Below are 20,838 nucleotides of genomic sequence, written 5' to 3'. Positions count from 1 at the left end.
ATGGTCATTGGGGCACCGCGATGTACTGAGGCACACCATTGGCATGCCGGAAAGTGGCTGCAACACCCGTAGCGCCCGATTCGTAGCGGCCCTCAGTGATCCGAATCACCGAGCCGCCGGCAAATCCTGCAGTGAGCACGCGCCCGGCAATGCATACCATGGCGCTGCCCTCGGTCGGCCCGCCCTGAATCAGCTTGGCCGGCACCGCGACCCCGGAGCCCAGGACAACCGGGCCGCCGAGGTCTGAGGACATGGATAGCCCCCCGAAATCAGACCCGGCCAGGAAGTAGAGCCCCGCCGTGGTGCCCACGTAGATCCCATCGCCCTCGATCGGCTGCACCAGCGTGATGGTGTCGGAGAACTGCTTGAAATCCTCGCGGTAATCGAAAAGCTCGGGCTGGTGGGGGCGCGAGGCCATCAGCACCTTGCCCACGGCGATCAGCGACCGGCCGCGCCACGTTGCGCAGAGCTTGCCGGCCGGCGGCGGCTGCAGGTAGTCGGTGCGGCATGGCAGCACCAAGCTGCTGTTTGGGCCCAGGTAGCTGAATGAGCTCGTGAGCGTCATCCCCGCCAAGTGCGCATCCCCGCCGTTGTGGCTGGTGATATAGACGTTGATCCCGTAGCCGGTCAGCTGAGGCAGGCCGGTCAGCAAGATGCCGCCCAGGGCCACCGGCACCGGGTTGGTGTAAATGGGGCCGCCCTCCAGCCCATCGGACAGGCGCACATAGGTCAGCTGGTACTGATAGTCGCCCGGGAAAAGCGAACCCGCCACATCGGTGAGCGCGCCGGTGGTGGCTGGAACAGGCACACCCCATGGGGTCTGGCTCAGGCCGTTGGCCGCCACGATGCCCGAGATCAGGCCGTTGCTGTACGCCACGCGGCCGTCTGGCAGCTTCACATACCAAACCCGATCATCGCCCAGGGATGGATAGAGCGCCGTGCGGGCGCCCGATGGCAGGATGCTGGTCAGATCGCCGGCCACGGTGGCCAGCACGAAGCCATCAGCCTCCCAGACATTCCGGTGGGCCAAGCTTGAGGCAAGCGTGAAGCCCCGGCGCAATGTGGCCTCGCCGCTCAGGCCAAAATCGACATCCGTGGCCGTGGCGAGTTCGGAATCATCCAGGCGCTCGCTTGGCTGGACGTTGTTGATCCCCTTGAACTGGGCAAAGGTTGGCATGTCATGAGCTCCTGCGCACCAGGGCCTGGCCAAACCGAACGGTCGGAGGCGCGTGGAGTGCGTGATAGTTCGTGGCGCCGCGGGTGGCGCCAAAGTGGGTCGACGTGAAGCCTGAGGCCGCGCGCGGGATCCGGCAGGTTGCTGCCGGCTGGCCGAAAGCGTGCCGCGGCGGAATTGGGTATGCCACGTGATGCCGAGGGCTGACGCAAGTCGGCATGCCGAAGTGAGTGGAGCTGAACCCAGAGGCCGCCAGCCTGAGCCGCCCGGATGGCAGGCCGAAGTGGGTTGCAGAGAACCCGGCCGCCCGCACTGCCCTGCCTGCCTTGGGCAGACCGAAGTGGGTGCCCGAAAACCCAGCGGCAGAGCCAGCGCGCGAGGCCATGGCCGCGCCGAAGTTCGTGGACGCGGTCCCGGAGGCCGTGCCGGTCTGCTTGAATGCGGCGGTGGCCAGGCCGAAAGCCGTGGAGCTTGCCCCATGCGCCTGGGCCCGTCGCGCGATCCCCGCAGGGGATGAAGTAATCGCCACCGGAGCACCGATGACGGTCTGCCGAAAGCCCTTGGCTGTCTGGCTCTGCGCGAAGGCATAGAAAGCCATGGGCACAACCGAAGTCGGCCCCAGGGACTGCGCCCTGAAAAACGTAGATGCCGAGGGCGCTCCAAAGGCGGTGTTTGAGAATCCAGCCGCGCGATGCCCATTGATGTACGGCGTACCAAAAGCCGTCAAGGTGAAACCCGAAGCCGTGCCGATCTGCTTGAACGAGGCCTTGACCGCGCCAAATGAAGTCGACTTGAACCCGCTGGCCATCCCTTGCTGGTTGAACCTGGCCCGCGGTGTGCCAAAGGCTGTGCTGGTGAACCCTGAGGCCACATATGCAGGAGCCCATGCGAAATTCGCAGCATTCCCGGCTGGTGGGCTGTACGAGGCCACACCCACCCAGGAGAAATTTGCCACATTGCCTGCCGGCGGTGTGTAGCTCATACCGGTGTCACCCGCGAAAGGATCAGGTCAGGCAGTGATCCAGAGGAATCAAGGCAAATCAGATCATGCTCGCCTGCGTAATTCGTGGTCAGCGAATAGACCCCTGAGCTGTTCGAGGTTGCCGATGCAATGAAAGCGCCCGTGTCACGACGGATCGCCTTCACAGTCCGCACGACTGGAGAGCCTGATGCATCAAGGATCGTTCCCGAAAACATCGCCGCACTGTTGGGGAATGCGACGCTATCGACCGTGTAGCCGGCAGTTTTTCGGGCCACGCCCTTGGTGATTCGGATCTCATCAACGTAGGCAACCAGCTTCCAGTCATTGTTTGTGCCGCCGCTGGGGAAATACCCAAAGACCAACGGCGATCCACCATCCTGCGGAGATGCTGTTTGGGCGACACTTTGTACCAGCGTCCCATCCACAAAAATCAGCAGTAACGAACCGTATCGACCTGCCGCAATGCGGTGGTAAGAGCCGGAAGTTACGACGCTAGCCGACGTGGACACGTCCTGCGCTGAGGTGTTGGTATTTCCAGTCCCAACGCTCAATGTCAGAGACCCATCCGACTTGAGAAATAGGCTGTAGCTGGTGAAAGTGCTGCCGTAGTGCTGGTCTTTTTGAAACAGGCAAAAATTCCCGAGCGACGGAAATTCGGCGGCAATTTCAATGAAGAAATCACCCGTCGCTAGATTGAAGTCATCCGAATGAGCAAAGGAAAGCCCGGTCCCGGTCCCGTCAAAATACGCAGCGCCCGCACCGAACAAGGCGTTTGATGTATTGAGCGAGACCCCGGAAATGGATGAGTATGAGTGGCCGGCCGTGCTGCTGTCCGTGAACGATGAATCGTCGCAGTGCAGCAGCAGAGTGGTGTTGCCCCAGTAGACGTCGCCAGCCATGGAGACCTCTTACAGGCTGAAGATCTTGTACGTGCCGGTGTCCCAGTTGATTGCGATGTCGCCGCCATTCGTGGCCAGGGGGAAGCCGGTGATGGTGTCGATGAAGGCAAGCAGCGGGCTGGTGCCGGCCACGCCGGTGTCTTTGTAGAGCACCACGGCCTGGGCGGTGGCACCAGAGGTCACGGCCGAGAAAGTCGGAGCGGCAGCCGAGAACGCGCCATTGGTCACAGCCTTGGTCCCAAGGGTTTGAGCAGTGTTGAGCGTGCTCGAGCCAAGGTCCGACAGGAATTCATGCGAGCCCGAATAGGTGTAGGCGCTGGAGACCAGCACCGCCTTGATGGTGTCGGTCGGGATGTTGATAGAGCCCGACAGGAATTTTTCTTTGCCTTTGGGGTACAGGGCGTTTGCCATGGCGGCTCCTTAGAAAGTGATGGACCGCACCTGGTGCGATCGGCGCTCACGGCGCCGGCGTTGGGTGTTGGCGTTCGGCCGCTCGCCAAACGACGCTTCAAATGCCGCTTCAAACTTCAAGGCCTTGGCCTCATCGAAGGTGTCGGCGTCCTGCTTGAGGTATGCGCAGCGGTAGATCCAGTCCTTGAGCAAGGGGTGGTACACCGCGGGGATTTCCGGCACGCCTGTGCCCACGGCGGGGTCGAGGTCCACCAAGGGGATGCGCTTCACGGTCAGGTGCAGGGCCGAGTCGGCCGCGATGGCCACGGCATTCGGTGCCGGCACCACGGTGAGCTGGTTGGTGCCGTTGGTCAGGTATCTGAGGGGGCTGGAGATCCTGGTGGACCAACGCAGATCGTCAGCATCTTCGCGCGCCAGGTCGCTCGGATCCAGCGCCGCGCCATTCCAGACCACGCGGTCCACGTGCTGAATGCTGGGGTGCAGCGTGTAGGTGCCCACGCCTTCAGAAAGGGTGACGGAGCAAACGGCCGTGGTGGCCGAATCCTCGATCAACCGGGCGCGGATGCAGGCCTCGTTGACTGCCTCGTTGAGGTAGTTGACGATCTCAGCGTCAGACCACAGATACGGCGCGGCCGCATCCATCCGCTCTAGGCGGAATCGGCTGATGAAGTCAGAAACCTGCATGGCCGCGCGCGCCGCTTACTCGGGCTTGGCCGAGGTGACTTGCTCGAAGATCGCGTCAGCTTCTTCGCGGGCAACTTGGAAGCCCACGCGCTGACGCAGCTTCACCAGGCTGGGCTTGCCGTCGCTGGTGAAGTTCGATTCATCGCTGCCGTCCAGCATGGCCTCGATGGCGGCCTTGATCAGGTCGCTGCGGCTCTCGGTCTTGCCGGGGTTGGGCTCGGCGGTTTCCACGTCAGCAGGAACTGCACCGCGGGCCAGGGCTTCTTTGACGAAGATCGGGGGCACATCGACGCCTTCGTCGCTGTCGCCGGGGATGAGGTGGGTGTGACCAGAGGTCAGGGCGATGTGGATGTCTTGCCCAGTGGAGCTTTTGAATTTCACGATGGATCTCCTGCGGTTCAAAAAGCCCGGCGGGGATCAATCCGCCGGGTGTGAAAGGCCACCATGGCCACTGAAAACCAGAACTTACAGACCAGTGCCCCAGGCGTGCTGTGCACGGCCCTTGACCACGAAGTCCACGCGGATGCGAACCGAACCAGCGGTCGGAACACCGCCGGTCTGGGCCAGGTTGGCGCGCACAAAGCGTTCGGTGGGGGTGGTGGTGAAGCCGGTGACGGTCAGCGCAGTGCGGGCGGCGGTCTTCAGGTCAACCGCGTTGGCATAGCGGTTGGCCGTGGTCACATCGCCCAGCGTGATCGTGTTGGTGGTCGAGTTGAAAGCGGTGTCGACCGTGATGTCGCCGCCCACCACGATTGCGCCCGGGGGCAGTTCAATCGCGTCTTCGGCAGTGCCGTAGGCAGTCGGGTCGCCGAAGTTGATGGTCAGCAGTGCGGATTCGACTTGCTGACGCCCAGAGTCTTTCTTGATGGCCATGATCGGCTCCTTGAAACGTGTTAACTGGTGGCAAGGCTTGCGGCCTTGCGGCTGAAGCGATGGGACTTGGGTTTGGCCAACTCCACACCGTTCGTATAACCATCAATCACATTCACGCCAGCATAATCGCCGCGCAATTCAATGGACTTTTGGTTGTAGGCTTTCACGGCCTCGATTTCGTCACGGAATACGCCAACATAATGAGACTTGCCTTCGTGCATTACAGTCACTTTCCAGCGGCTGAATTTTGATTCCCAGGCAAGCCCCACATATTTGGAGGCACCATTCCCCTTGCGCCGATTCGATTGATTTTGCTGAGGCGTCACCACCCGCAAATTCGCCCGAGTGTTGTTCAAGCGGTTGCCGTCGATGTGGTCAACAAACATTCCAGGGCCTGGCTTCATGATCCAACGATGCATGTGACCAAGATCGGTGTTTGCTGCATAACCATTGTCGAAGTGCCACTTGAATATCTTGAGAAACCAGTAATCGTCTTGATCGACGGAAACTGATTTCCCTTGCGTCAGTGGAATGGTGCAGATTCGCATGACGATTACCAGACTTATTGCAAGTAATGGTCGATGGCGAGCACGCCAAAATCCTCGGTAGATTTGTCGTAAATACTATAAAATCGGGGCTTAACTACTCCGAACATCTTATCTACGTTAATCCCGGACTGGCTGTTGTACTGGAACATCTTCTCGTTCCATTCCGGCACGCCGATGTCGGCCATGCCCAGGGCCTGGGCGCCGCACAGCAAGGTGCGGGTACCGTCCACGGTGCCGCCGGAGCCCCACTTCGAGCCCGAGGCCGCGCCCTTGGTGTTGTAGACCAGGCGGTGTTCGTGGATCACCACGCCATCGATGGTCACGGTGCCACCGGTGAACCACGGCGAGTTCTGGCCATCCTTGAGGGCCAGGTTCGTCACGGCGCGCTGGTAGTCGCTGTCCTTCTTGAGGGCGGCCAGGGTGCCGGGCTGGACCAGCATCACGTAGTACTCTTTGCCGCCCGACATCAGGGGCTTGATGTAGTGGCTCTTGGCGTAGGCCACGGCGTCCACGATCATCTTGTACGAGGGCACAAAGGCGTTCGTGACCGAACCGGTGACCGAGGGCACCAGGGCCGAGCCGTTCCACATCAGGGCGCGGTTGGACGAGGGAGCCGACACGTCAGCAGCAAAAGCCAGGTTCGGGAACGGGGAGCCAACGCGGGCGGCGCCGTTGTTCATGTAGGCGAACGAGATGCCCGACAGAGCCAGCAGGGCCAGCTGGTCCACGCGGTTGGCCAGCCAGTAGGCCAGGCGGTCGCGGCCGGTTTCGCGGAAGTTGATCACCGACTTCTGGTCGGACAGCTTGCCCTTGTTGCGGACGCTGTTGGTGATCAGGTCGATATTGATGATCTGGCTGTAAGACTGCAGCGCTTCTTCGTTGCCTTCGCGCTCGTTGTCGCCGATCACGCCATCAGAAACCAGGTCGGCCACCAGGAACATCAGAACCTGCTCGCCGCGCTCGGTCTTGGTCAGCTCGGTGATGCGCTGGATCATCGCGTTGTCACCGGTGCCGATGAACTTCTTGATGAACATCTGGTCGCGAGCTGCTTGCCAGACGTCACGACTCCAAACGATTTTTTGCTGGGAGGTGAGCCCAGCGAAATTGGTCAACATGGTGTTGGCCCTCCGAAAGTGGTGTTGCGAAACGGGGTTCAGGCGTTACGCAGCCACTGCGGAATTCACGGCTTGGGAGACGGCCGAGGGCGTCGGGTGGTTTCACGTCAACCCAGGACGAAAGCACCGGAGATGTCGGCCGGCGAGGTGGTGAGGCCCGCCGGCCCTGGGTGTCCTACCGATCAAATGTCGCCACGGAGGCGGCGCTTTTCGGTAAGCGAGAGGTTTTCGAAATCAGCGTCGGTCATCGTTTCCACGTTGACGCGGCCGGCTGTTGTTCGATCGCCTACACCGGCAGTCAGCTGAGGCGGTTGGCGGATGGAATCTGCCGCACCGCGCGCAACTGCTGCTGCGGAACGAGTGTCACGCGCAGCGGGTGCCGCAGTCGAGTCCCCAGAGGGGGTATCGCTGGCCGGGGCGAACTTCGGAGCGATGGTTTTGACGGCTTCGGCCAGAGCCTCGTGGGCCGGCATGCCCCGGGCGATCTTGGCGTCACGGGCAGCCAGGATGATGTCCAGGGCGTCGGCGCCTTCGGGCGTGTTCAGGTACGGGAAGTCCTTCACGGCCTGGTCAGATGCGCGGTCCAGTGCCTCGGCCATCTGGCGGGCGGTCAGTTCCTGGGTCACGCGGGATGTGGCCTTGGCCTCAGCTTCGGCCGAGAGGTGAGCGTTGATGCGCTCGCGGATCTCCATGGCCTTGTCCACGTCAGCTTCCAGCAGGGCTTCAGCGTAGGCGCGCTCCTGGGCCTTGACATCGAAGGCCGGCGCGGCGGGTGTGGCGGGTGCGGCCGGGGCCGGGCTGGCAGCCGTAGCGGATGCGGGCGCGCGGCGCAGGGCCTCCATTTCAGCGCGGATTCGCTCGGTCTCAGCCCGGGCTTCTTCTGCTTCGCGCTGGGCCTGCTTGCGCTGCTCGTTCACCTCGTCAAAGCGGGCCTTGGGGATGCGTGCGCCGGTCGCGCTGCGGGTTTCCGCATTGCCATCCTCGGGCGCAGGGTCGGTATCGTCGGGATCGGTTGCGCCATCAGCGGCGGCGCCCTTGGCGATCTTCTCCAGGTTCTCGGCGCTCAGTTCCGGGTCGACCACATCGCCGCGGTCTTCCTTGCCGGTGAGGGTGTCGTCGTCCACCACGGTGGCAGTGGTGTCGATCACGATTTCTTCAGAGTTCTGGGCGGGCATCTTGATTTCCTTCAGTGGTGGTGGCTGGTTGGTGGCTTACTTGCCGGCGGCTTCGGCCGCTTCTTCGGCTTTGTCCTCAGAGGCGTCATCAACGACGTCCTGAAGCTCTGCAAGGCGTTCCTTGGTGCGCTTGAGCGCAGCCGCAAAGCGCTTTTTGTCCGACTTGATCTGTTCGGCCCGGGCCAGGGTTCGAACGTCCTCGTCAATCTCGTAGTCGGTCCGGTCGTAGGCGAGTGAATTTGCGGCGGAGGCCATGTCAGTTCTCCTTTGTGGGTTGGTGAATCAGGCGACGGGAGATTCCGCCGGGAGTTGGTCAGGATGAGAACCCTTTGTTTCGCCTGAAATCCTGGTTGAGCACTCGGGCTGATCAACTTCATCCAGAAGCACGCGCAGCGCGTCGCGAATGCCTTGGGCAATGAGGCTGGCCTTGTCGGGATATGTGGCGATGCAGGAGGCCGCCCCTTGGACAAGAATTTGTTCGAGGGTGATTCGGCGCTGCTTTTGGGCCTGGCGGTCGTAATCCATGTGCTTACTCCTTGGTGTTGAGGGTTGCTTGATCGATGACGGGCAGGGTCAGCGGAGCGGCCTGGGCCAGCTTGGAGCGCAGCTCGTAGCCCATGAGGGGCCAGATCTTCTCGACTGCATTGGCCCGGGCCACCTTCACGCCAATTTCGACATCAAAGTTCTCAGCAGAGACGCATGCCGAGTGGCCAACGACGGTGTAGCCGTTGTTCAGGACAAGGACGCACATGGTCAGCAACCGCATGTGCTCATCTGCACGGTTGTCGTTGTGGCGGATGTGTCCGGCCTTGGGGGAATCGGCAAAGTCATATCCGTTGAGGTAGAACTCGGCACTGATCTGCGCCTCGATATCAGCCGGCGTGATGCGTGGCGCAACGTTGGCGCCCTTGGCCCGGATCTCAGCCTCGATGTTTTGGTCGGTGGTGTTCATGCTCTTGCCTGCTCTCTGCAAATAGCCCGGATCACGCCATGGAACACAGCCGCGGCAGCCCGTTCCTTGTCGTCGGCCAGTTCGAGCGCGTTGTGCACAGCCGTGAACTTGGCATCGGGGTTATTGAGGAAGAAGAACGCGCGCGCATAGGCTGCGTCTTGCTGCTGGGGCGTCAGGAGTTCCCATGCTTGGTGGGTGCTGAAGTCGCCGATGGCGTTGCGGTAGGCCTGGGTGGTTTCGTGGGCCACGCGGGCCAGGGCCAGGGCGCCGGGGTCTTTGGATTCGGTGGTGCTCACATTGGTCTTTCAGTGGTGGTGGTCAGTGAACGCTGTCGGCTTCCAGGGTCTCGATGCCCCGGTCAAGGCCTACAGCGGGATGCACGGGCGTGAGTGGGTCCGTGTTTGAGGGGATGCCGGCATGCGGCAGGCCTGCTGGGGCCTGGGGCACGATGGGGCCGGCGTCCTTGTCTTGGTAGCCGGCAGAGCGCAGGAGCGCGTCGGCCAGCGGGGCGGTTTGGGGCGTCTCGGCGATGACCTGGGCGGACTGCATCGCGCTGAATTGCGCGGTCACCGACGAACCCACGGTATCGGCCCTGGTCTTTTCTGCCTGGGCATTCAGCAGGTTGGCCTTCGCCTCCAGCGTCGGGTCGGCTGGCTCGCCCTGGGCCTGCATGGCCTTGATGATGTCCTGCTTGTTCGCCAGGTTGGAATACCGGATGACGGTCTCGTCCGGGATGCGGATGCCCTTCTCGCGCATCTCCAGGGCCTGGGTGAACTGGCTGTTCTCGAAGGTCACCTGCATCGGCTGCTCGGTGATCACCACGTCATAGGTGCCGATGGTGATGTCGTTCAGGTAGGAGTTGCTGGCCGCGTCGAACTTGTTGATCTCCAGCGGGGCCTCCACATCGGCACCGGTCACCGGGTCTTGCTCGGTGATGCGGAAGATGCGGTAGCTGTCGTAGTAGCGCTGGATCAGCTTCAGGATGCGCTTGGCCAGGAGCTGGCGGGTGTAGGCCAGGTTGTCCAGGGGCACGGCCATCTGCTGTTGGCTGGCGAACTGCTTGGTCTGGATGGCCACACCGCTGACTTCCTGCCCCTGGGTGCCGCGCATGGCGTCGGGCACGGTCACATCCTTCAGGAAGTTCACCGCGTGGGTGATCATCTTGTCAACACCGGTGGGCACCTGGTTGGCCGTGATCTTTTCGGGCTTGGCTTTGCCGTGTTTGTAGACCAGCACCAAGCCGGTCTTGGCGCCCTCTTCCTCCAGATCCTCGGCATCCATGTTGGCCAGGCTCTCGTCTTCAACGATCCAGCCCGAATTCGCGCTGGTGTTGATCACATGGATGTACTGGCTGATGGCCTTGTTCAGGGCGGTCTGCGGGCCGATGGCGTCATCCACCATCGAGCGGGTTTCACCGCGGCGGAAGTAGCAGAAGTACGGCACCACCGTGAAGTGGTCGTACGGGCTGTAGTCCTCGAACAGCGTGGTCGAGTAGGTGGACACGATCCACTTGACCCGGCGGCGCATGCGCTTGGCCTTCACGGCGCCATCCATCAGGGCCTTGCCGATTTCCGCATCGGACAGGGTTTCCATGACTACCACGTCGCCGGTCTCGGGGAAAACCAGGCAGTCGGTGCGCTCGAAGACGAACTTCTGGCGGTCCATCACCCGGAATCGCTTGAGGTCGTTGTCCTGCTGGCCGATCGCGTCGTACTGACCAGGGAATCGGATCTGGCCGAACTTGTTGCGCTCGCTTTCGCCGTCTTGGTAGCCGAAATCGCTTGACTCGTCGCCACTGGCCTCGGCCTTCAGGCGGGCTTCTTCGCCCCAGAATTCCTCGATCTCTTCCAGGCTCAGCCAGCGGGTGACGGTCACATCTTTCCAGCCGTCCGGGTCGTAGGTCTTCGCATCCGGGTCGGGCACCACGTCCATCGGGTCCAGCGTGGTGATCTGCAGGTCGCCCTTGATGTTGCTGTCGAAGTTCATGCGAACGTCGAAATAGCCCCGGCGCATGATCAGGCCATCGCTGAATACCGTGGTCTCATGCCAGTGCAGCATGTTCTGGTCGGCGACCTGCATGGCCACTTTGCTCAGGGTGTTGGCCGTGGTCTGGTCAGCGTCCCCGCCGCGCGGCTTGAATGCGATGTCCATCCGGTTGTGGATCTGGTAGCCGATCGCACTGTTGACGCTGGCCTTGGTCTCGTTGAATTCGTAGGCGGGCCGGCGCTGGTCTTCGAGGATCTGCTTGTCCTCTTCGGTCCATTGTCGGCCGCCGCCCAGGTACATGCCTTCGAGGATGCGGGCCTGGGCCGTGTATTCGAGGTGGCCGCGGTACTTGGCGTACTGGTAGCGGTGCCAGTTTTCCTGGGCGCCCCGGTTGTCGTCGGCGGCTACTTTGGCCTTGGCCAGGATGGGTGAGGTGTTCGAGCTCATGGGTTATGCGGCCTGGGCCGATCCTCTGTTTGTGCCGCGGGAGCGCAGGCGGTCGCGCCAACTGGTCTTCTTCTTGTCCTGGGCTGGCTTGGGCACTGCGTCGATGAAGGTCATGGCCACGGCATCGCCCTTGTCAGGGCTGCGGCCCAGCAGTTCGCGGATATCGTCCTTGCTGCGGGCCTGGATGGCGGACTTGTCGCCCATGGTCACGACCTTGTAGCGAACGGCAGTGAGGTCACCCAGCAGCTCGCGGTCGTTGGGCAGGTAGATGGGATTGGGGTTGGTCGGGTCCAGGGCCTCACGCAGGCGCCAATACGCCTCGGCGCGCAGGTTGCGGAAGTGCAGCTGCCCGGCCTTGTCCAGGGAGTCGGACGATTCCGAGTTGATGACCGGGAACACGTTCAGGCCCAGGCCCTTGATGAAATCCAGGGCGCTGGAGCCGATTCCGATCGCATCCACGCAGATGACGGCGCCATCGCGCACCAGGCCGGCGGCAAAGGCGGCAGCCTTGGGGCCATCGGACGTGACAGCGCCGGGCATGGATTCGATCTTGTCGAACCAGTTGCCGTGGCGCCGGGCCGCGCTGCTCTTGTCCAGGCCGCCCCGGGCTGGGTCGAGGCCCATGCAGGTCATGGGGCCCTTCTCCACGCGCTCGGTCCAGCGCGCCATGGCAGCCTTGACCCACTCGGTCGGGATCATCTGCCAAGCAGGATCAGCCGCGCCGGCGTTGAAGTCGCCCTTGAGCATCTGCGAGCGCAGGGGCTCAGGCAGGGCCTGCAGCTTCGCGCGGTATCCGGTGCTGCTCAGAAACAGGTTGTCGGAGACGCTGGACGGGATGAACGTGCGGCTGAGCGGCTTCACCAGCTCATTGCCCACCATGACCGGCTCAGAATCGGCCACCTCCAGGTCTTCGCCCTTCTCGTCCGTGACGTACCAGCGCAGCTCGCCGGGCTTGGCCGGCTTCGGGTGCTGCGGGTCGAGCCAGGCGGCCCAGTAGCGCTTCACCCATTCGCCCTCGGCGCTTGTGGGAGGATTGCCGGCGCAGACCACCCGCTGCCGGAGGTGCGGCTTGTCAGAGCGCAGCCAGCCGATCAGCGTGCGGAACTGGGTTTCGGTGAAGTGGCAGATTTCATCAAAGCCCTTGAGATCGTGGGCCCGGCCTTGGTACTTCATCCAGTCGTTGGGCTCTTTGACGCTGCCCAACTCCATCACGCGGTCGCCCGGCAGGCGCCAAAGGCCATCCTGCGAGTTGTAGCCCTTGCGCGAGCCAAGGATGCGCATCATCCGCTCTTCGATGCCTGTGAGTTGCACCGCCTCGCGCCGGAAAATGATGCTGTGCTCTTGGCTGGTCAGGCACAGGCCCAGCAGCAGGTCTGTTTTTCCGCCGCCGGCCGCGCCACCGTAGAAAACGATGTCGGCCTTTGTTTCGTAGGCAGCGGTCTGCGGCCCGGGCTGGGGCAGCCACAGGGGTGCGTCCTCGGTCAGGATCAGCTCATCGAGTGCGGCCTTTTCCTCGGCCGTCATCTCTTTGATCCGCGAGAGCAGCACATCCGTGCTCGGGGCTGCAACGGTCATTTCGCGTCAGCACCCGGCTGTTTGTTCAGCAGCGCATGCAGGCGCACAGCCCGCTCGGCATCGGTCAGAACCTGGCTTGAGCGGTAGAACTTGCCGCCTGGCTGGCTCTCGCCTTCCTTCTCCACGCTGAGCCCGTAGGCCTCGCGTTCCAGGCCGATCAGGTTCTTGAGTGCTTCGGTGAGCTTCTTCCCAGAATCCACCCGGCCGGGGAGGCTGATGATCTTGTTGTACAGATCATTGAGCTTGTCGACGCCATTCTTGTCAGGGCGGCGCATGATTTCACCCAGCTCGAGCAGGTCAGGCAACACGCCCATCTCTGCGCCCAATTCGTCAAACATCGCCATGACCAGCCCTCTGGCCTTGTTGATGTCCTGGCGGTGCGTGATCCTGACGTTCGCAACATCCTCGGCGCCGCGGGCAATGATCACCGAATCCTTGACGGTGGTTTCTGCAGTAACCTTGCCAGTAACCATGGCCTGCATAACCATGGATTCGGCTTTCGCCTGAACCTTGGCAGTCAGATCGCGGGGCACGCCCAACTTGCGGAAGTGCTTGATGATTGCTGCATGAGAAACGCTGACGCCGGTCTCTTCGGTGTACTCGGCGGCCATCTGGGCCGGGCTTTTGATGCCGGCGCGCCAGTCTGGCTCAATGCGCTCGTAGTCGATCTTTTTGGGCGCGGCCATGTCAGCGCACCTCGCCCAGGATCATCTGAATAATGGCCTTGCGTGTGGCAGCAAGACTTGCCGTCGATTGCCATGGCAATGCAATCACGCTGGCCTGCTCGCAGGTGATCTCAATGACTCCATCCACCTCGCAGCTGCCTGCCGATGTCCACAACAAGCATTTCCGCACCCTTTTGATGGCGCCTTGGCTCATTGCCAACTGGGCCGCATATAGCCCAGCCTGTCCTATGCCGGAAACAACATGCTTGTAGCCTTTTGCGCCATCCTTGACTTCAATGACAGTAGCGCTGCCGTCAATGTGGAAAATCACGATGTCCGCGCGCCCGAACTTGAAAGGCATCTCGTACACCACCGTATCGGCGGCACCCATGCGCAACCGTTCATCAAAGATGCCGCACGAGATGCTTTCCCGGAAAGCTTGAACGATGTCTGATTCGACGAAGTGGTCGTGCTGCCCAGACGCGAGCAATTCCGCGCTCTTTTTCTCCAGCTCATCAATATTGAGAGTTTTGAGAATGGATTGGGTTTGATCTGGTGCACTCATAGACCAGGATCATTCCGATTCAGCCCGTTTCGAGCGAACCCCAGAGGGGGGATGAAAAAAGCCCACGCATCGGTGGGCTTCGGTCAGGTCACTTGGTGTGTGGCCAGGGCGGGATCTTTTTCACAATGGCAGCACAGGCAAGGGCCGTGCGCAGGTCTATGGGGCTTTCGCCTGATATGAGCTTGGCGTATCCACTTCGGCTGATCCCCAGTGCGGCTGCGGCCGTTTCGTATGTGTAGCCCATGTGGGCCTGCCATGCTCGGAGGTCGTCAGAGGTCATTTTTTTGCTTTCTGCTTGGCCCGCCATGCCCGCTGATATTCCCTCGCTCGATCAGCATCGCGGCCATCAGCCCGCTTTTCGCCTGGCTGGAATTGTTGTCGGGGAATCATCCGTGCGCGCTCGGCCTGCTTTGCCAGGTCCACCCGTTCAACACGGGGCCGGCTTTTGGCCGCCTCAGTGGCAGCAGGCAAATGATCGTAAGAAATCGCCCCGTTGGCTTGCATTCTCCGAATTTTTTCCTGATGTGCTGCGCTGTACTCTGGGCTACACAGCGGCTGCCCAGCGGGGATCTTGAATTCGAGCCGATATTCATCGGCAGAGATTCCGTGAGTTCGATTCAGGTGCGTGGGCAGGAAATGGAATTTTTTGCCGCACACCCTGCAATCAATCTTCGGCATTGGTTCAATGGCGCGTCAGGGTTTCGACGGTGTTATCTGCGCCATCTTGGAAATTGTTGTTGACCAGATCGCTGGCGTCCTTCTCGTCCCAGCCCTGGGCCATGAGGGCGCTGACAGCTTCGTTCATCAGGGCAAGTTCTGCTGCGTTGAAGCCGTTGGTGTTTTGTGCTGTGAACATTTGATCTCTCCCATTTTCCGGACCGCACCGCGCTGTCCATGGGTGTAATGTAGTGTAGTAACTGAACTATTGCAAGAACTTTTTGTAGTCCCATGAAAAAAGCCCGCTGCAGTGGCAGGCTTGTGGCTACAGCGTCAGCGCAATCTGATCAGGATCCGGCTCTTGCTTGAGCGCGGCGATTTCCCGGCGCATCTTCTTCATCTCCATGGCCATCTCTGTGACCATCGCCTGAGTCTCGGTGCGGTCTTGGATGTTGGCGAAGCGGACGAATTGCCCGGCCGTCAAAGCCCCCAGCGCGCGGGCCTCCTCGGGCCAGAGGTCCAGGCAGATGTCCCCGATTTCGAGCTTGACCATGCCGCCGGTCAGGATCGTGGCGCTGATGGGGCGGGCCGGCGGGGCTGCCAGGGCGGGCACGAACACACCGCGGGCCACCCGGTGGATCTTGCCGTCATCCAGCAGGCGCGCTACGTGGTCGTTCACGATTGTGAGCTTGAAGCCCGTGGCGGCGGCAATGGTGTCATGGGTGATGACCTGGCCTTCGGCGTGCAGGTTCTCGATCGCGCTGATGATGATCTGGCCCGTGCTCGGGGCTTTTTTGGTGGTGTTGTCCATCAGTTCAGTCCTTTTTTGGTTGGGCATGTTGGGTCATTGGTGGGCCAGGTTGTGGAGGTACAGGGCGGCGTGCTGGATGGCGGCCGGCGAAGCATCCTTGATGGCGGCTCGAGCATGCGTGCAAGCAGCGCTGAATGCGCGGGCGTGCTCGGCGGTGATGACCGATCCGGCTGCGCCACACTGCTCGGCGGCGCTGATCGCGCCACGGATGATCCGGACCTGCGGTGTTTCCACGGTGCCGGCATCGTGGGCGTGAGCCATGCCGGCCAGCGTCAGCAGAGTCAGGAGGCCGGTCAGTGCGCCCATGTCTTCCTCTTGGACGCTGCCCCAGGCGCGGATTTCGTCAATCAGGAGCTTGTCTAGCCACGCTTGGCGGGCCTTCTCGATCTGGCGGTCGACCTCATTGCCACCGGAGAGGCGCACGCCGCGATTGACCAGTGCAAAGATGTTCATGCGGCCACCTGCTGATGTGGATTGTTGGCTGGCTGTTGGCCAGGGAATAGCCCGGCGTGGAACTCTTTGTACGATTTGTCACGGCGGATCCCGCTGATCAAGGCCTCGGAAACGCCAAACCTGACTGCCAGGGTTCGGTTTGTCTCGGCGCTGGCCCTGACTTCGCGGGCTTGCTCCATCGTCAGTTTGGCTTTCCCGTTCGCGCGCTGTGCATCTGCCAGCTTTTTGCGGTGAACGATTGAGTATTTGCGCCCAATGGCCTTGTCTTTGCGAGAGCCCTTTTTGAGATGCTTGAGGTTGATGCAGGCCTCGTTTTCGCAGGAGCAGCGGATTGTGGTCTGATAGTCCACTTCCCGCCCGTTCATTGCCCAAAGGAGGCGCCGGATTGATTGGGGTTTCTGGTCCACGCGGATCATTGGACCTCGCCTCGGATCGACGTAGCCAAGCCAGTTGATGCAGCCTTCCGAGTCCTGGCGGCTGTTTTCTTCAATCCGGCGGATCAACACTTCGTTTTCGTCGACACCTGAAGCCAAGGCCCAGTGCGGGTACTGGCCAATCCATACCTTTTTTATGAGGCCATCGGCCCGCAAGCTGTTGAAAACCTGGCCGAATCGTGCTCGGCAGTCGCGGTTTCTGCTTTCGGCAAGGTCTGCATACATCACCGGGCCGGCGGCGAGGCGTTCCAGGATTGATTCGCGGATGTACTCTCTCATTTCTCACTCCACTGGGGCAGGTTCTTGGGCCATAGGCCCAGGTCGTTGATCTTTTGGCGGGTGCGGGCGGCGTATTCGGCCTCCAGGCGGCGTCGCTCTTCGCGGCCCAGGCGGCCAGAGGTGCCCAGCAGGTGGTGGCATCCGGGTTTTCCGTCCTGGGGCCCGCAGCCCGGCCAGCCCAGGCGGCAGTCGGTCTTCAGGCCCATGCCCTTGCCCATGTCCGTGTGGCAGAACTGGGTGTATCCCTCGATTCCGCAGTGGGCGCAGGGCAGCAAGCGAACCAGGCGCATGTAGCCCTGGTGCTGGATGGCTTCCTCTTTGTCGACCCGGGCGGTCGGCGGCTCGTCGTTGATTGCGGCCATCTTCACCAGGCGGCCCGGGACTGGGGCCGGTGCCGGCGGCGGGGTGTAGATCTTGCGCGGCCAGGCGGTGCGCTTCATGGGGGTGCGCTTCATGCCATCAGCCCTGTGAAAAGACCCATCTGGGGATTGGTTGGCTTGGCACGCTCTTGACTGGCCCGGACCTGAGCTTTCCATTCGGTACGGATGGCCTGGGCTTGCAGGCCGGAGATTTCGCGCCGGAGGTTGCCGCGCGAATGGCCTGGGCAATAGTCGTAGGAGTCAAAGAAGACTCCGTAACTCGTCGTCGCGTGAAACTTTCCACCCGGCACCGCGCAAGCGCTGCACAGCTGCGCGTCACAAGTATGTCGGGTCCGGTACTTGATCGGCACCAGGTAAGACGGCACGGTCAGAAGGTTGGGCGCTTCCTTGGCCAGCTCGCCGCGCTTGCGTTCCCAGCCAATCCAGCTGTCGCACAAAAGGCTGGCAGCAGCGCCACAAAAAAGGCATTTCTTGGCGGTCATGCTGCAGCCCGATCCACGCCACGGTTGTTCGCGCTCTGGGTTCTCCAGATTTCGACCTTGGCCTGGGCGGCCACCATCTTCCAGCGCAGGGTTTCCTCGGACTCAACGGCCACGCGCAAGCCGTCCAGCAGCTGCAGGTAGTCCGGGTGCGAGTAGGCGTACTGCTCCTTGGCGGCGGCCGTTTTCTCCTGGCAGTCGTTCATCAGGATGGCCTTCTTGGACTTCCTGAATTGCTCCAGGTAGACGCGCTCGGCCTTGGCCTTGGCATGGCGCGAGGCCGTGCGCAGCATGTATTCGACTGCTGATGTCGGGTCGATCTGATCGTCAGACATGGCCCACCTCCACCACCAGGGCGCCCGGTCGCTTGCCAGCCACCCGGCGGATCACGATGGGCTCGAATCGGCTGTCATCCACGCCCAGGGCCCCGGCCATGCCATCCAGCAGGGGTTTGGATGCGGCCAGCAGGTTGTCGGCATCCCGCGCGCGGCGGTCGGGCGTGTGAAACGTCAGGGTCAGCGGGATCTGCGGCGCGAACTCGGGCAGGCCTTGCTCAGCCATGGCGGCCATGGTCAGGTAATGCGCATCGGTCTTGGCCCGGGTCTTGATGTCGTGCACCGCGGTCCAGTGCTTGCCGTTCTTGCGGTTCGGGCTCAGGGCCGGGTCAGGCCACGGCAGGGAGATGGTCAGCGCGCTCATGCCCGGGGCCTCCCGCCACGCAGCAGCGTTGCCGACTTCGGCAAGTGGGACGCAGTGTGACCCAGGTGCCAGCCGCCGCAGTGGGCGCATGAATACGCCTCCAGGCGGGTGTCGTCACCACGGCGGCGGCGCTTGGCCACCTTGGCGGCCATGCCTCGGTTGTCAAACCGGTGCTTGCCGTCGCACTGGATCTCTTTCGGGAACACAGTTCGCTTCATTTCAGCCCCCATTGCTCTTTGGTTCTTTGAACAACCCGGCGGCCCACCGAACGCGGGCAGATTCCTGGGCGGGTGGTAACGGGGCCTGCTTCTTGCAAACCGCGTCGGTCGGGAGAAAGCGCCAGGCCGGGCCCAGCGTGCAGCGCGCAAAGCCCTGTCGAGCCATTGGCGGGGACTCCTTTGGAGCCCAGTTTTTGCAGGTCAGGCATGTCACATGACCCCCAGCAAAGAATCGTTGGCGGCGCAATTCCGGGCCAGGGCAGCCTGCAAATCGGCCCGAATTTGAATCCAGGCATTCGCAGAGCGGCCGATCACATCGGCATCAATACCTTGGGCGGTCCGAAGCCAGATAGCGTGCTGCTGGGCCTGAAATTGGGCGTTGACCAAGCCGGTGCAGATCTGGCGCGCGGTCGGGGTTTGGTTCGGGCTCATGCTGGCTCCAACGCTTCGCGGGCAAATCGAATCTGGATGGGGTTCAGCTTCTCACCAGCGTTGTGGCGGTCCATCAGGCGCTTCGCCCAGGCTTTTGGATCGGCACCTCCGGTGCGGATGACAGCTTCGCGCACTGGGCCCAGCTTGGCGATTTCGGCCTTGATACGTTCGGGATCAGCCTTCGGCGCCTCAAGGCGAGGAGCCTCGGGCATCGGCGCACGGCGGCACAGGTTTCGAAACTCAATGACGGTGGGAGGCTTCTCGGTCAGGTTCTGCAACGCAAAGGCGATTGCTTCTGGGTGCTTTTCCATGCCATCAAGCACATCGAGCCAATCGGTTTTCACTTTGGCGATGTCCACATCACGCCAACGATCCAAGAATGCCGATCCGTAGGTCACGGTCAACTTGTCAAAAATTCGGTCAAGCCAAGCGAGCGGCATGGGCATCATGGGCCTCCACGTCAATGAAATCGGGTTGTTGGGGTTGGGTCATGGGGCGCGCTGCGACGCCCGGGGCTGCTTGCTGCATTCGCAGGCGCTGCTCGGTCCTCCAAGCCGGCTCGGCAGCAACTGGTCTTTGCTGACTTGCCACGGGTCGACCACATTCCTCAGGCCGAAGCCAGTCGGCCTGCAGGCCCTGGCTGCCACGCGTGCACCAGATCGCCAAAAATCGGTCGAGCGAGAGAAAAGCCTTGGTGGCCTCGGACCTGGCGCCGGACAAAACGGTTTCGCTCACCGGCGCTCGTTTGGCCTTGCGAAGCGCCATCCAGTCGGCCCAAACCTGCTCGGTCACATCGTCGGGTCGTGCAGGAGGTGGTGCGGAACGCTTGCGTGTAGCACTCCCTTCCTTTGTTTCCCTTATCTCTTCTTCTCTACTCTTCTCTTCTCTAGGTGTTTCCTGGTTGGTGCTGGTGCTGCCATGCTGGTTTTGGTGTTGCGTGGCGTTGCATGGCGTTGCATCGGTGTTGCTTGCATCGGATGGTGATGCTTCTGCGGAGCTGGCGGCTTCGGCCGATGCGATCTGCGCTTCGGTGTTGCATGCCTCCATGGCTGACTTGCGCGCACGGCTGTTGCGAGAGCGCTCAGTGCTGGTGTTGTCCTCGCGCTCGCGCTTTGGTTGGCGCTTTTCCCAGCGGGAGATCAGGCCGCACTCCAGCAGGCCGCGTTCTGTCATTGCTGCGTGGATCCGATCGGTTTGGCCTTCATCCAGGCCCAGAAGGCAGTCGATTGCTTCAAAGTCAACTTTGCCGAGGCGTCCGCGCTCCTCCGACTGGCTGGCCGCTTCAAGGAACACGGCCCACACGGCGATGACCTCGGCGGCATTGCTATTTGTCTTTTTGGCAATCAACTGAAACTTGGGATCCGTGACGGATCCGTGGTGCCAGCGAAACCAGTCCATTCCGGCCATCAGGACTTCCTTTCGGCATAGCGCCACTTGAACCCGTGGGCAGTGAGAGAGACACCGCGCACGCAGTTGCTGATACCGCCCAGGTAGGACCGGGGCGCCGTGGGCGAGATGGAGCGCGCGGCCGTCATCAGCGTTGGCCAGGTCTTGATCAGCGACCCATCGAGGGTCAACTGGTCGACAGATCGGCCAAGGCCATTCGGATTCAGCGGGATGGCGGCGGGGGCATCTGGCCCACGGGGGTGCACCAACTGGAAGGCGTTGAGGTGCGGCATCAGATGCCTCCGTAAACCAGCGCGCGGCGCTTGTCGACCGTGGCCTGGGGGTTCGGGTCAATTGAAAAATTCCCGGCGTTCTTCGGCTTGAGGTAGTCGGGCCGGCCCAGGTGCAGCCGGATGCAGGCTTCGCGCTTGCGGGTCTGGCTGTTGTTCATGACGCTGGGCTTGTCGGAGCGGACGAAGGCGTTCATACCGGCCCCCATGGAATGAGGCGCATGCGCTTGTTGCCCACCTTGAGGAACAGGCCGCCACGGCGGAAGAAC

Annotated in this window: 33 protein-coding genes; 1 reads left to right on the top strand and 32 read right to left on the bottom strand. The window is 62.0% G+C overall.

Annotated features, from left to right (window positions below):
- Positions 1-4: 4 nt before the first annotated feature.
- Positions 5-1,177, bottom strand: a complete 1,173-nt coding sequence (locus F624_RS0106480) for a hypothetical protein (protein ID WP_019573464.1) — start codon at positions 1,175-1,177, stop codon at positions 5-7.
- Positions 1,178-1,770: 593 nt separating this feature from the next.
- Between F624_RS0106480 and F624_RS0106470 the strand changes: the two genes are divergently transcribed.
- Positions 1,771-2,151, top strand: a complete 381-nt coding sequence (locus tag F624_RS0106470) for a hypothetical protein (protein WP_157443355.1) — start codon at positions 1,771-1,773, stop codon at positions 2,149-2,151.
- Between the two features lies 1 nt (position 2,152).
- Here F624_RS0106470 and F624_RS0106465 read toward each other — a convergent pair whose 3' ends face one another.
- The 31 genes from F624_RS0106465 to F624_RS0106315 all read right to left on the bottom strand — a co-directional run bounded on the left by F624_RS0106465 (position 2,153) and on the right by F624_RS0106315 (position 20,766).
- Complete coding sequence (locus tag F624_RS0106465; protein WP_084679432.1) at positions 2,153-3,055, bottom strand: LamG-like jellyroll fold domain-containing protein; 903 nt, start codon at positions 3,053-3,055, stop codon at positions 2,153-2,155.
- A 9-nt stretch (positions 3,056-3,064) separates the two neighbouring features.
- Positions 3,065-3,466 carry a hypothetical protein gene (locus F624_RS0106455; protein ID WP_019573460.1) on the bottom strand — a complete coding sequence of 134 codons (402 nt, stop codon included), beginning with the start codon at positions 3,464-3,466 and terminating at the stop codon, positions 3,065-3,067.
- A 9-nt stretch (positions 3,467-3,475) separates the two neighbouring features.
- Entirely contained in the window at positions 3,476-4,150 is a 675-nt protein-coding gene (locus F624_RS0106450) for a phage adaptor protein (RefSeq protein ID WP_157443354.1), read from the bottom strand.
- A gap of 15 nt (positions 4,151-4,165) precedes the next feature.
- Complete coding sequence (locus F624_RS0106445) at positions 4,166-4,531, bottom strand: hypothetical protein (protein ID WP_019573458.1); 366 nt, start codon at positions 4,529-4,531, stop codon at positions 4,166-4,168.
- Positions 4,532-4,615: 84 nt separating this feature from the next.
- Positions 4,616-5,023: a hypothetical protein gene (locus F624_RS0106440; protein WP_019573457.1), complete on the bottom strand. Its 408-nt coding sequence runs from the start codon at positions 5,021-5,023 to the stop codon at positions 4,616-4,618.
- 20 nt (positions 5,024-5,043) lie between these two features.
- Positions 5,044-5,571 (bottom strand): HNH endonuclease signature motif containing protein, encoded by a 528-nt coding sequence (locus F624_RS33960; protein WP_084679431.1) that lies wholly within the window; start codon positions 5,569-5,571, stop codon positions 5,044-5,046.
- 14 nt (positions 5,572-5,585) lie between these two features.
- The gene (locus F624_RS0106430) at positions 5,586-6,686 is read right to left on the bottom strand and encodes a N4-gp56 family major capsid protein (protein ID WP_031254283.1); all 1,101 of its coding nucleotides are present in this window, start codon (positions 6,684-6,686) and stop codon (positions 5,586-5,588) included.
- 182 nt (positions 6,687-6,868) lie between these two features.
- Complete coding sequence (locus F624_RS0106425; protein ID WP_019573454.1) at positions 6,869-7,861, bottom strand: hypothetical protein; 993 nt, start codon at positions 7,859-7,861, stop codon at positions 6,869-6,871.
- Positions 7,862-7,897: 36 nt separating this feature from the next.
- Complete coding sequence (locus F624_RS0106420; RefSeq protein ID WP_019573453.1) at positions 7,898-8,116, bottom strand: hypothetical protein; 219 nt, start codon at positions 8,114-8,116, stop codon at positions 7,898-7,900.
- Positions 8,117-8,143: 27 nt separating this feature from the next.
- Positions 8,144-8,386 (bottom strand): hypothetical protein, encoded by a 243-nt coding sequence (locus tag F624_RS0106415; RefSeq protein WP_019573452.1) that lies wholly within the window; start codon positions 8,384-8,386, stop codon positions 8,144-8,146.
- A gap of 4 nt (positions 8,387-8,390) precedes the next feature.
- A complete protein-coding gene (locus tag F624_RS0106410; protein ID WP_019573451.1) occupies positions 8,391-8,813 on the bottom strand; it encodes a Gp49 family protein in 423 nt (140 codons plus the stop codon).
- A complete protein-coding gene (locus tag F624_RS0106405) occupies positions 8,810-9,109 on the bottom strand; it encodes a hypothetical protein (protein WP_019573450.1) in 300 nt (99 codons plus the stop codon). The genes F624_RS0106410 and F624_RS0106405 overlap by 4 nt, the downstream gene beginning before the upstream one ends.
- Positions 9,110-9,131: 22 nt before the next feature.
- Positions 9,132-11,246 (bottom strand): portal protein, encoded by a 2,115-nt coding sequence (locus tag F624_RS0106400; protein ID WP_019573449.1) that lies wholly within the window; start codon positions 11,244-11,246, stop codon positions 9,132-9,134.
- 3 nt (positions 11,247-11,249) lie between these two features.
- Complete coding sequence (locus F624_RS0106395; protein WP_019573448.1) at positions 11,250-12,821, bottom strand: terminase family protein; 1,572 nt, start codon at positions 12,819-12,821, stop codon at positions 11,250-11,252.
- A complete protein-coding gene (locus F624_RS0106390; RefSeq protein ID WP_019573447.1) occupies positions 12,818-13,507 on the bottom strand; it encodes a hypothetical protein in 690 nt (229 codons plus the stop codon). The genes F624_RS0106395 and F624_RS0106390 overlap by 4 nt, the downstream gene beginning before the upstream one ends.
- Before the next feature lies 1 nt (position 13,508).
- On the bottom strand, positions 13,509-14,051 hold the full coding sequence (locus F624_RS0106385; protein ID WP_019573446.1) for a hypothetical protein: 543 nt from the start codon (positions 14,049-14,051) through the stop codon (positions 13,509-13,511).
- 88 nt (positions 14,052-14,139) lie between these two features.
- Positions 14,140-14,295, bottom strand: coding sequence for a helix-turn-helix domain-containing protein (locus tag F624_RS33955; RefSeq protein WP_245573574.1), 156 nt, complete (start codon positions 14,293-14,295; stop codon positions 14,140-14,142).
- Positions 14,296-14,327: 32 nt separating this feature from the next.
- A complete protein-coding gene (locus F624_RS33950; protein WP_084679429.1) occupies positions 14,328-14,729 on the bottom strand; it encodes a MucR family transcriptional regulator in 402 nt (133 codons plus the stop codon).
- Between the two features lie 4 nt (positions 14,730-14,733).
- Complete coding sequence (locus tag F624_RS34745; RefSeq protein ID WP_019573445.1) at positions 14,734-14,907, bottom strand: UBA domain-containing protein; 174 nt, start codon at positions 14,905-14,907, stop codon at positions 14,734-14,736.
- A gap of 126 nt (positions 14,908-15,033) precedes the next feature.
- The gene (locus tag F624_RS32250) at positions 15,034-15,519 is read right to left on the bottom strand and encodes a hypothetical protein (protein WP_019573444.1); all 486 of its coding nucleotides are present in this window, start codon (positions 15,517-15,519) and stop codon (positions 15,034-15,036) included.
- A gap of 33 nt (positions 15,520-15,552) precedes the next feature.
- Complete coding sequence (locus tag F624_RS0106370; RefSeq protein WP_019573443.1) at positions 15,553-15,972, bottom strand: hypothetical protein; 420 nt, start codon at positions 15,970-15,972, stop codon at positions 15,553-15,555.
- Positions 15,969-16,685, bottom strand: a complete 717-nt coding sequence (locus tag F624_RS0106365) for a hypothetical protein (RefSeq protein ID WP_019573442.1) — start codon at positions 16,683-16,685, stop codon at positions 15,969-15,971. Before F624_RS0106365 ends, F624_RS0106370 begins: the two co-directional genes overlap by 4 nt.
- Positions 16,682-17,140: a hypothetical protein gene (locus F624_RS0106360; protein WP_019573441.1), complete on the bottom strand. Its 459-nt coding sequence runs from the start codon at positions 17,138-17,140 to the stop codon at positions 16,682-16,684. Before F624_RS0106360 ends, F624_RS0106365 begins: the two co-directional genes overlap by 4 nt.
- Entirely contained in the window at positions 17,137-17,547 is a 411-nt protein-coding gene (locus tag F624_RS0106355) for a hypothetical protein (protein WP_084679428.1), read from the bottom strand. The genes F624_RS0106360 and F624_RS0106355 overlap by 4 nt, the downstream gene beginning before the upstream one ends.
- Positions 17,544-17,879, bottom strand: a complete 336-nt coding sequence (locus F624_RS0106350) for a hypothetical protein (RefSeq protein WP_031254270.1) — start codon at positions 17,877-17,879, stop codon at positions 17,544-17,546. The genes F624_RS0106355 and F624_RS0106350 overlap by 4 nt, the downstream gene beginning before the upstream one ends.
- Complete coding sequence (locus tag F624_RS0106345) at positions 17,872-18,243, bottom strand: RusA family crossover junction endodeoxyribonuclease (RefSeq protein WP_019573438.1); 372 nt, start codon at positions 18,241-18,243, stop codon at positions 17,872-17,874. The genes F624_RS0106350 and F624_RS0106345 overlap by 8 nt, the downstream gene beginning before the upstream one ends.
- Before the next feature lie 428 nt (positions 18,244-18,671).
- Positions 18,672-18,893: a hypothetical protein gene (locus tag F624_RS0106335; protein ID WP_019573436.1), complete on the bottom strand. Its 222-nt coding sequence runs from the start codon at positions 18,891-18,893 to the stop codon at positions 18,672-18,674.
- On the bottom strand, positions 18,890-19,339 hold the full coding sequence (locus tag F624_RS0106330) for a hypothetical protein (RefSeq protein WP_157443353.1): 450 nt from the start codon (positions 19,337-19,339) through the stop codon (positions 18,890-18,892). Before F624_RS0106330 ends, F624_RS0106335 begins: the two co-directional genes overlap by 4 nt.
- Entirely contained in the window at positions 19,314-20,300 is a 987-nt protein-coding gene (locus F624_RS33280) for a hypothetical protein (protein ID WP_019573434.1), read from the bottom strand. Before F624_RS33280 ends, F624_RS0106330 begins: the two co-directional genes overlap by 26 nt.
- Positions 20,300-20,572: a hypothetical protein gene (locus F624_RS0106320; protein WP_019573433.1), complete on the bottom strand. Its 273-nt coding sequence runs from the start codon at positions 20,570-20,572 to the stop codon at positions 20,300-20,302. The genes F624_RS33280 and F624_RS0106320 overlap by 1 nt, the downstream gene beginning before the upstream one ends.
- The gene (locus tag F624_RS0106315) at positions 20,572-20,766 is read right to left on the bottom strand and encodes a hypothetical protein (protein ID WP_019573432.1); all 195 of its coding nucleotides are present in this window, start codon (positions 20,764-20,766) and stop codon (positions 20,572-20,574) included. The genes F624_RS0106320 and F624_RS0106315 overlap by 1 nt, the downstream gene beginning before the upstream one ends.
- Between the last annotated feature and the right edge of the window lie 72 nt (positions 20,767-20,838).

The organism is Curvibacter lanceolatus ATCC 14669 (assembly GCF_000381265.1).
GTDB classification, from domain to species: domain Bacteria; phylum Pseudomonadota; class Gammaproteobacteria; order Burkholderiales; family Burkholderiaceae_C; genus Curvibacter; species Curvibacter lanceolatus.
This window is presented reverse-complemented; position numbering and strand designations above follow the sequence as displayed.

Bases quoted from the DNA above. Each gene is read 5' to 3' on its own strand.
- F624_RS33280 (WP_019573434.1), bottom strand. From the start codon at position 20,300: ATGGCCGGAATGGACTGGTTTCGCTGGCACCACGGATCCGTCACGGAT.
- F624_RS0106450 (WP_157443354.1), bottom strand. From the start codon at position 4,150: ATGCAGGTTTCTGACTTCATCAGCCGATTCCGCCTAGAGCGGATGGAT.
- F624_RS32250 (WP_019573444.1), bottom strand. From the start codon at position 15,519: ATGGACAACACCACCAAAAAAGCCCCGAGCACGGGCCAGATCATCATC.
- F624_RS0106455 (WP_019573460.1), bottom strand. From the start codon at position 3,466: ATGGCAAACGCCCTGTACCCCAAAGGCAAAGAAAAATTCCTGTCGGGC.
- F624_RS0106440 (WP_019573457.1), bottom strand. From the start codon at position 5,023: ATGGCCATCAAGAAAGACTCTGGGCGTCAGCAAGTCGAATCCGCACTG.
- F624_RS0106365 (WP_019573442.1), bottom strand. From the start codon at position 16,685: ATGAGAGAGTACATCCGCGAATCAATCCTGGAACGCCTCGCCGCCGGC.
- F624_RS0106430 (WP_031254283.1), bottom strand. From the start codon at position 6,686: ATGTTGACCAATTTCGCTGGGCTCACCTCCCAGCAAAAAATCGTTTGG.
- F624_RS0106320 (WP_019573433.1), bottom strand. From the start codon at position 20,572: ATGCCGCACCTCAACGCCTTCCAGTTGGTGCACCCCCGTGGGCCAGAT.
- F624_RS0106315 (WP_019573432.1), bottom strand. From the start codon at position 20,766: ATGAACGCCTTCGTCCGCTCCGACAAGCCCAGCGTCATGAACAACAGC.
- F624_RS33960 (WP_084679431.1), bottom strand. From the start codon at position 5,571: ATGCGAATCTGCACCATTCCACTGACGCAAGGGAAATCAGTTTCCGTC.
- F624_RS34745 (WP_019573445.1), bottom strand. From the start codon at position 14,907: ATGTTCACAGCACAAAACACCAACGGCTTCAACGCAGCAGAACTTGCC.
- F624_RS0106395 (WP_019573448.1), bottom strand. From the start codon at position 12,821: ATGACCGTTGCAGCCCCGAGCACGGATGTGCTGCTCTCGCGGATCAAA.
- F624_RS0106425 (WP_019573454.1), bottom strand. From the start codon at position 7,861: ATGCCCGCCCAGAACTCTGAAGAAATCGTGATCGACACCACTGCCACC.
- F624_RS0106350 (WP_031254270.1), bottom strand. From the start codon at position 17,879: ATGTCTGACGATCAGATCGACCCGACATCAGCAGTCGAATACATGCTG.
- F624_RS0106330 (WP_157443353.1), bottom strand. From the start codon at position 19,339: ATGCCCATGCCGCTCGCTTGGCTTGACCGAATTTTTGACAAGTTGACC.
- F624_RS0106345 (WP_019573438.1), bottom strand. From the start codon at position 18,243: ATGAGCGCGCTGACCATCTCCCTGCCGTGGCCTGACCCGGCCCTGAGC.
- F624_RS0106335 (WP_019573436.1), bottom strand. From the start codon at position 18,893: ATGAGCCCGAACCAAACCCCGACCGCGCGCCAGATCTGCACCGGCTTG.
- F624_RS0106390 (WP_019573447.1), bottom strand. From the start codon at position 13,507: ATGGCCGCGCCCAAAAAGATCGACTACGAGCGCATTGAGCCAGACTGG.
- F624_RS0106465 (WP_084679432.1), bottom strand. From the start codon at position 3,055: ATGGCTGGCGACGTCTACTGGGGCAACACCACTCTGCTGCTGCACTGC.
- F624_RS0106415 (WP_019573452.1), bottom strand. From the start codon at position 8,386: ATGGATTACGACCGCCAGGCCCAAAAGCAGCGCCGAATCACCCTCGAA.
- F624_RS33950 (WP_084679429.1), bottom strand. From the start codon at position 14,729: ATGCCGAAGATTGATTGCAGGGTGTGCGGCAAAAAATTCCATTTCCTG.
- F624_RS0106420 (WP_019573453.1), bottom strand. From the start codon at position 8,116: ATGGCCTCCGCCGCAAATTCACTCGCCTACGACCGGACCGACTACGAG.
- F624_RS0106400 (WP_019573449.1), bottom strand. From the start codon at position 11,246: ATGAGCTCGAACACCTCACCCATCCTGGCCAAGGCCAAAGTAGCCGCC.
- F624_RS0106360 (WP_019573441.1), bottom strand. From the start codon at position 17,140: ATGAAGCGCACCCCCATGAAGCGCACCGCCTGGCCGCGCAAGATCTAC.
- F624_RS0106470 (WP_157443355.1), top strand. From the start codon at position 1,771: ATGGGCACAACCGAAGTCGGCCCCAGGGACTGCGCCCTGAAAAACGTA.
- F624_RS0106410 (WP_019573451.1), bottom strand. From the start codon at position 8,813: ATGAACACCACCGACCAAAACATCGAGGCTGAGATCCGGGCCAAGGGC.
- F624_RS0106370 (WP_019573443.1), bottom strand. From the start codon at position 15,972: ATGAACATCTTTGCACTGGTCAATCGCGGCGTGCGCCTCTCCGGTGGC.
- F624_RS33955 (WP_245573574.1), bottom strand. From the start codon at position 14,295: ATGGGCTACACATACGAAACGGCCGCAGCCGCACTGGGGATCAGCCGA.
- F624_RS0106480 (WP_019573464.1), bottom strand. From the start codon at position 1,177: ATGCCAACCTTTGCCCAGTTCAAGGGGATCAACAACGTCCAGCCAAGC.
- F624_RS0106385 (WP_019573446.1), bottom strand. From the start codon at position 14,051: ATGAGTGCACCAGATCAAACCCAATCCATTCTCAAAACTCTCAATATT.
- F624_RS0106355 (WP_084679428.1), bottom strand. From the start codon at position 17,547: ATGACCGCCAAGAAATGCCTTTTTTGTGGCGCTGCTGCCAGCCTTTTG.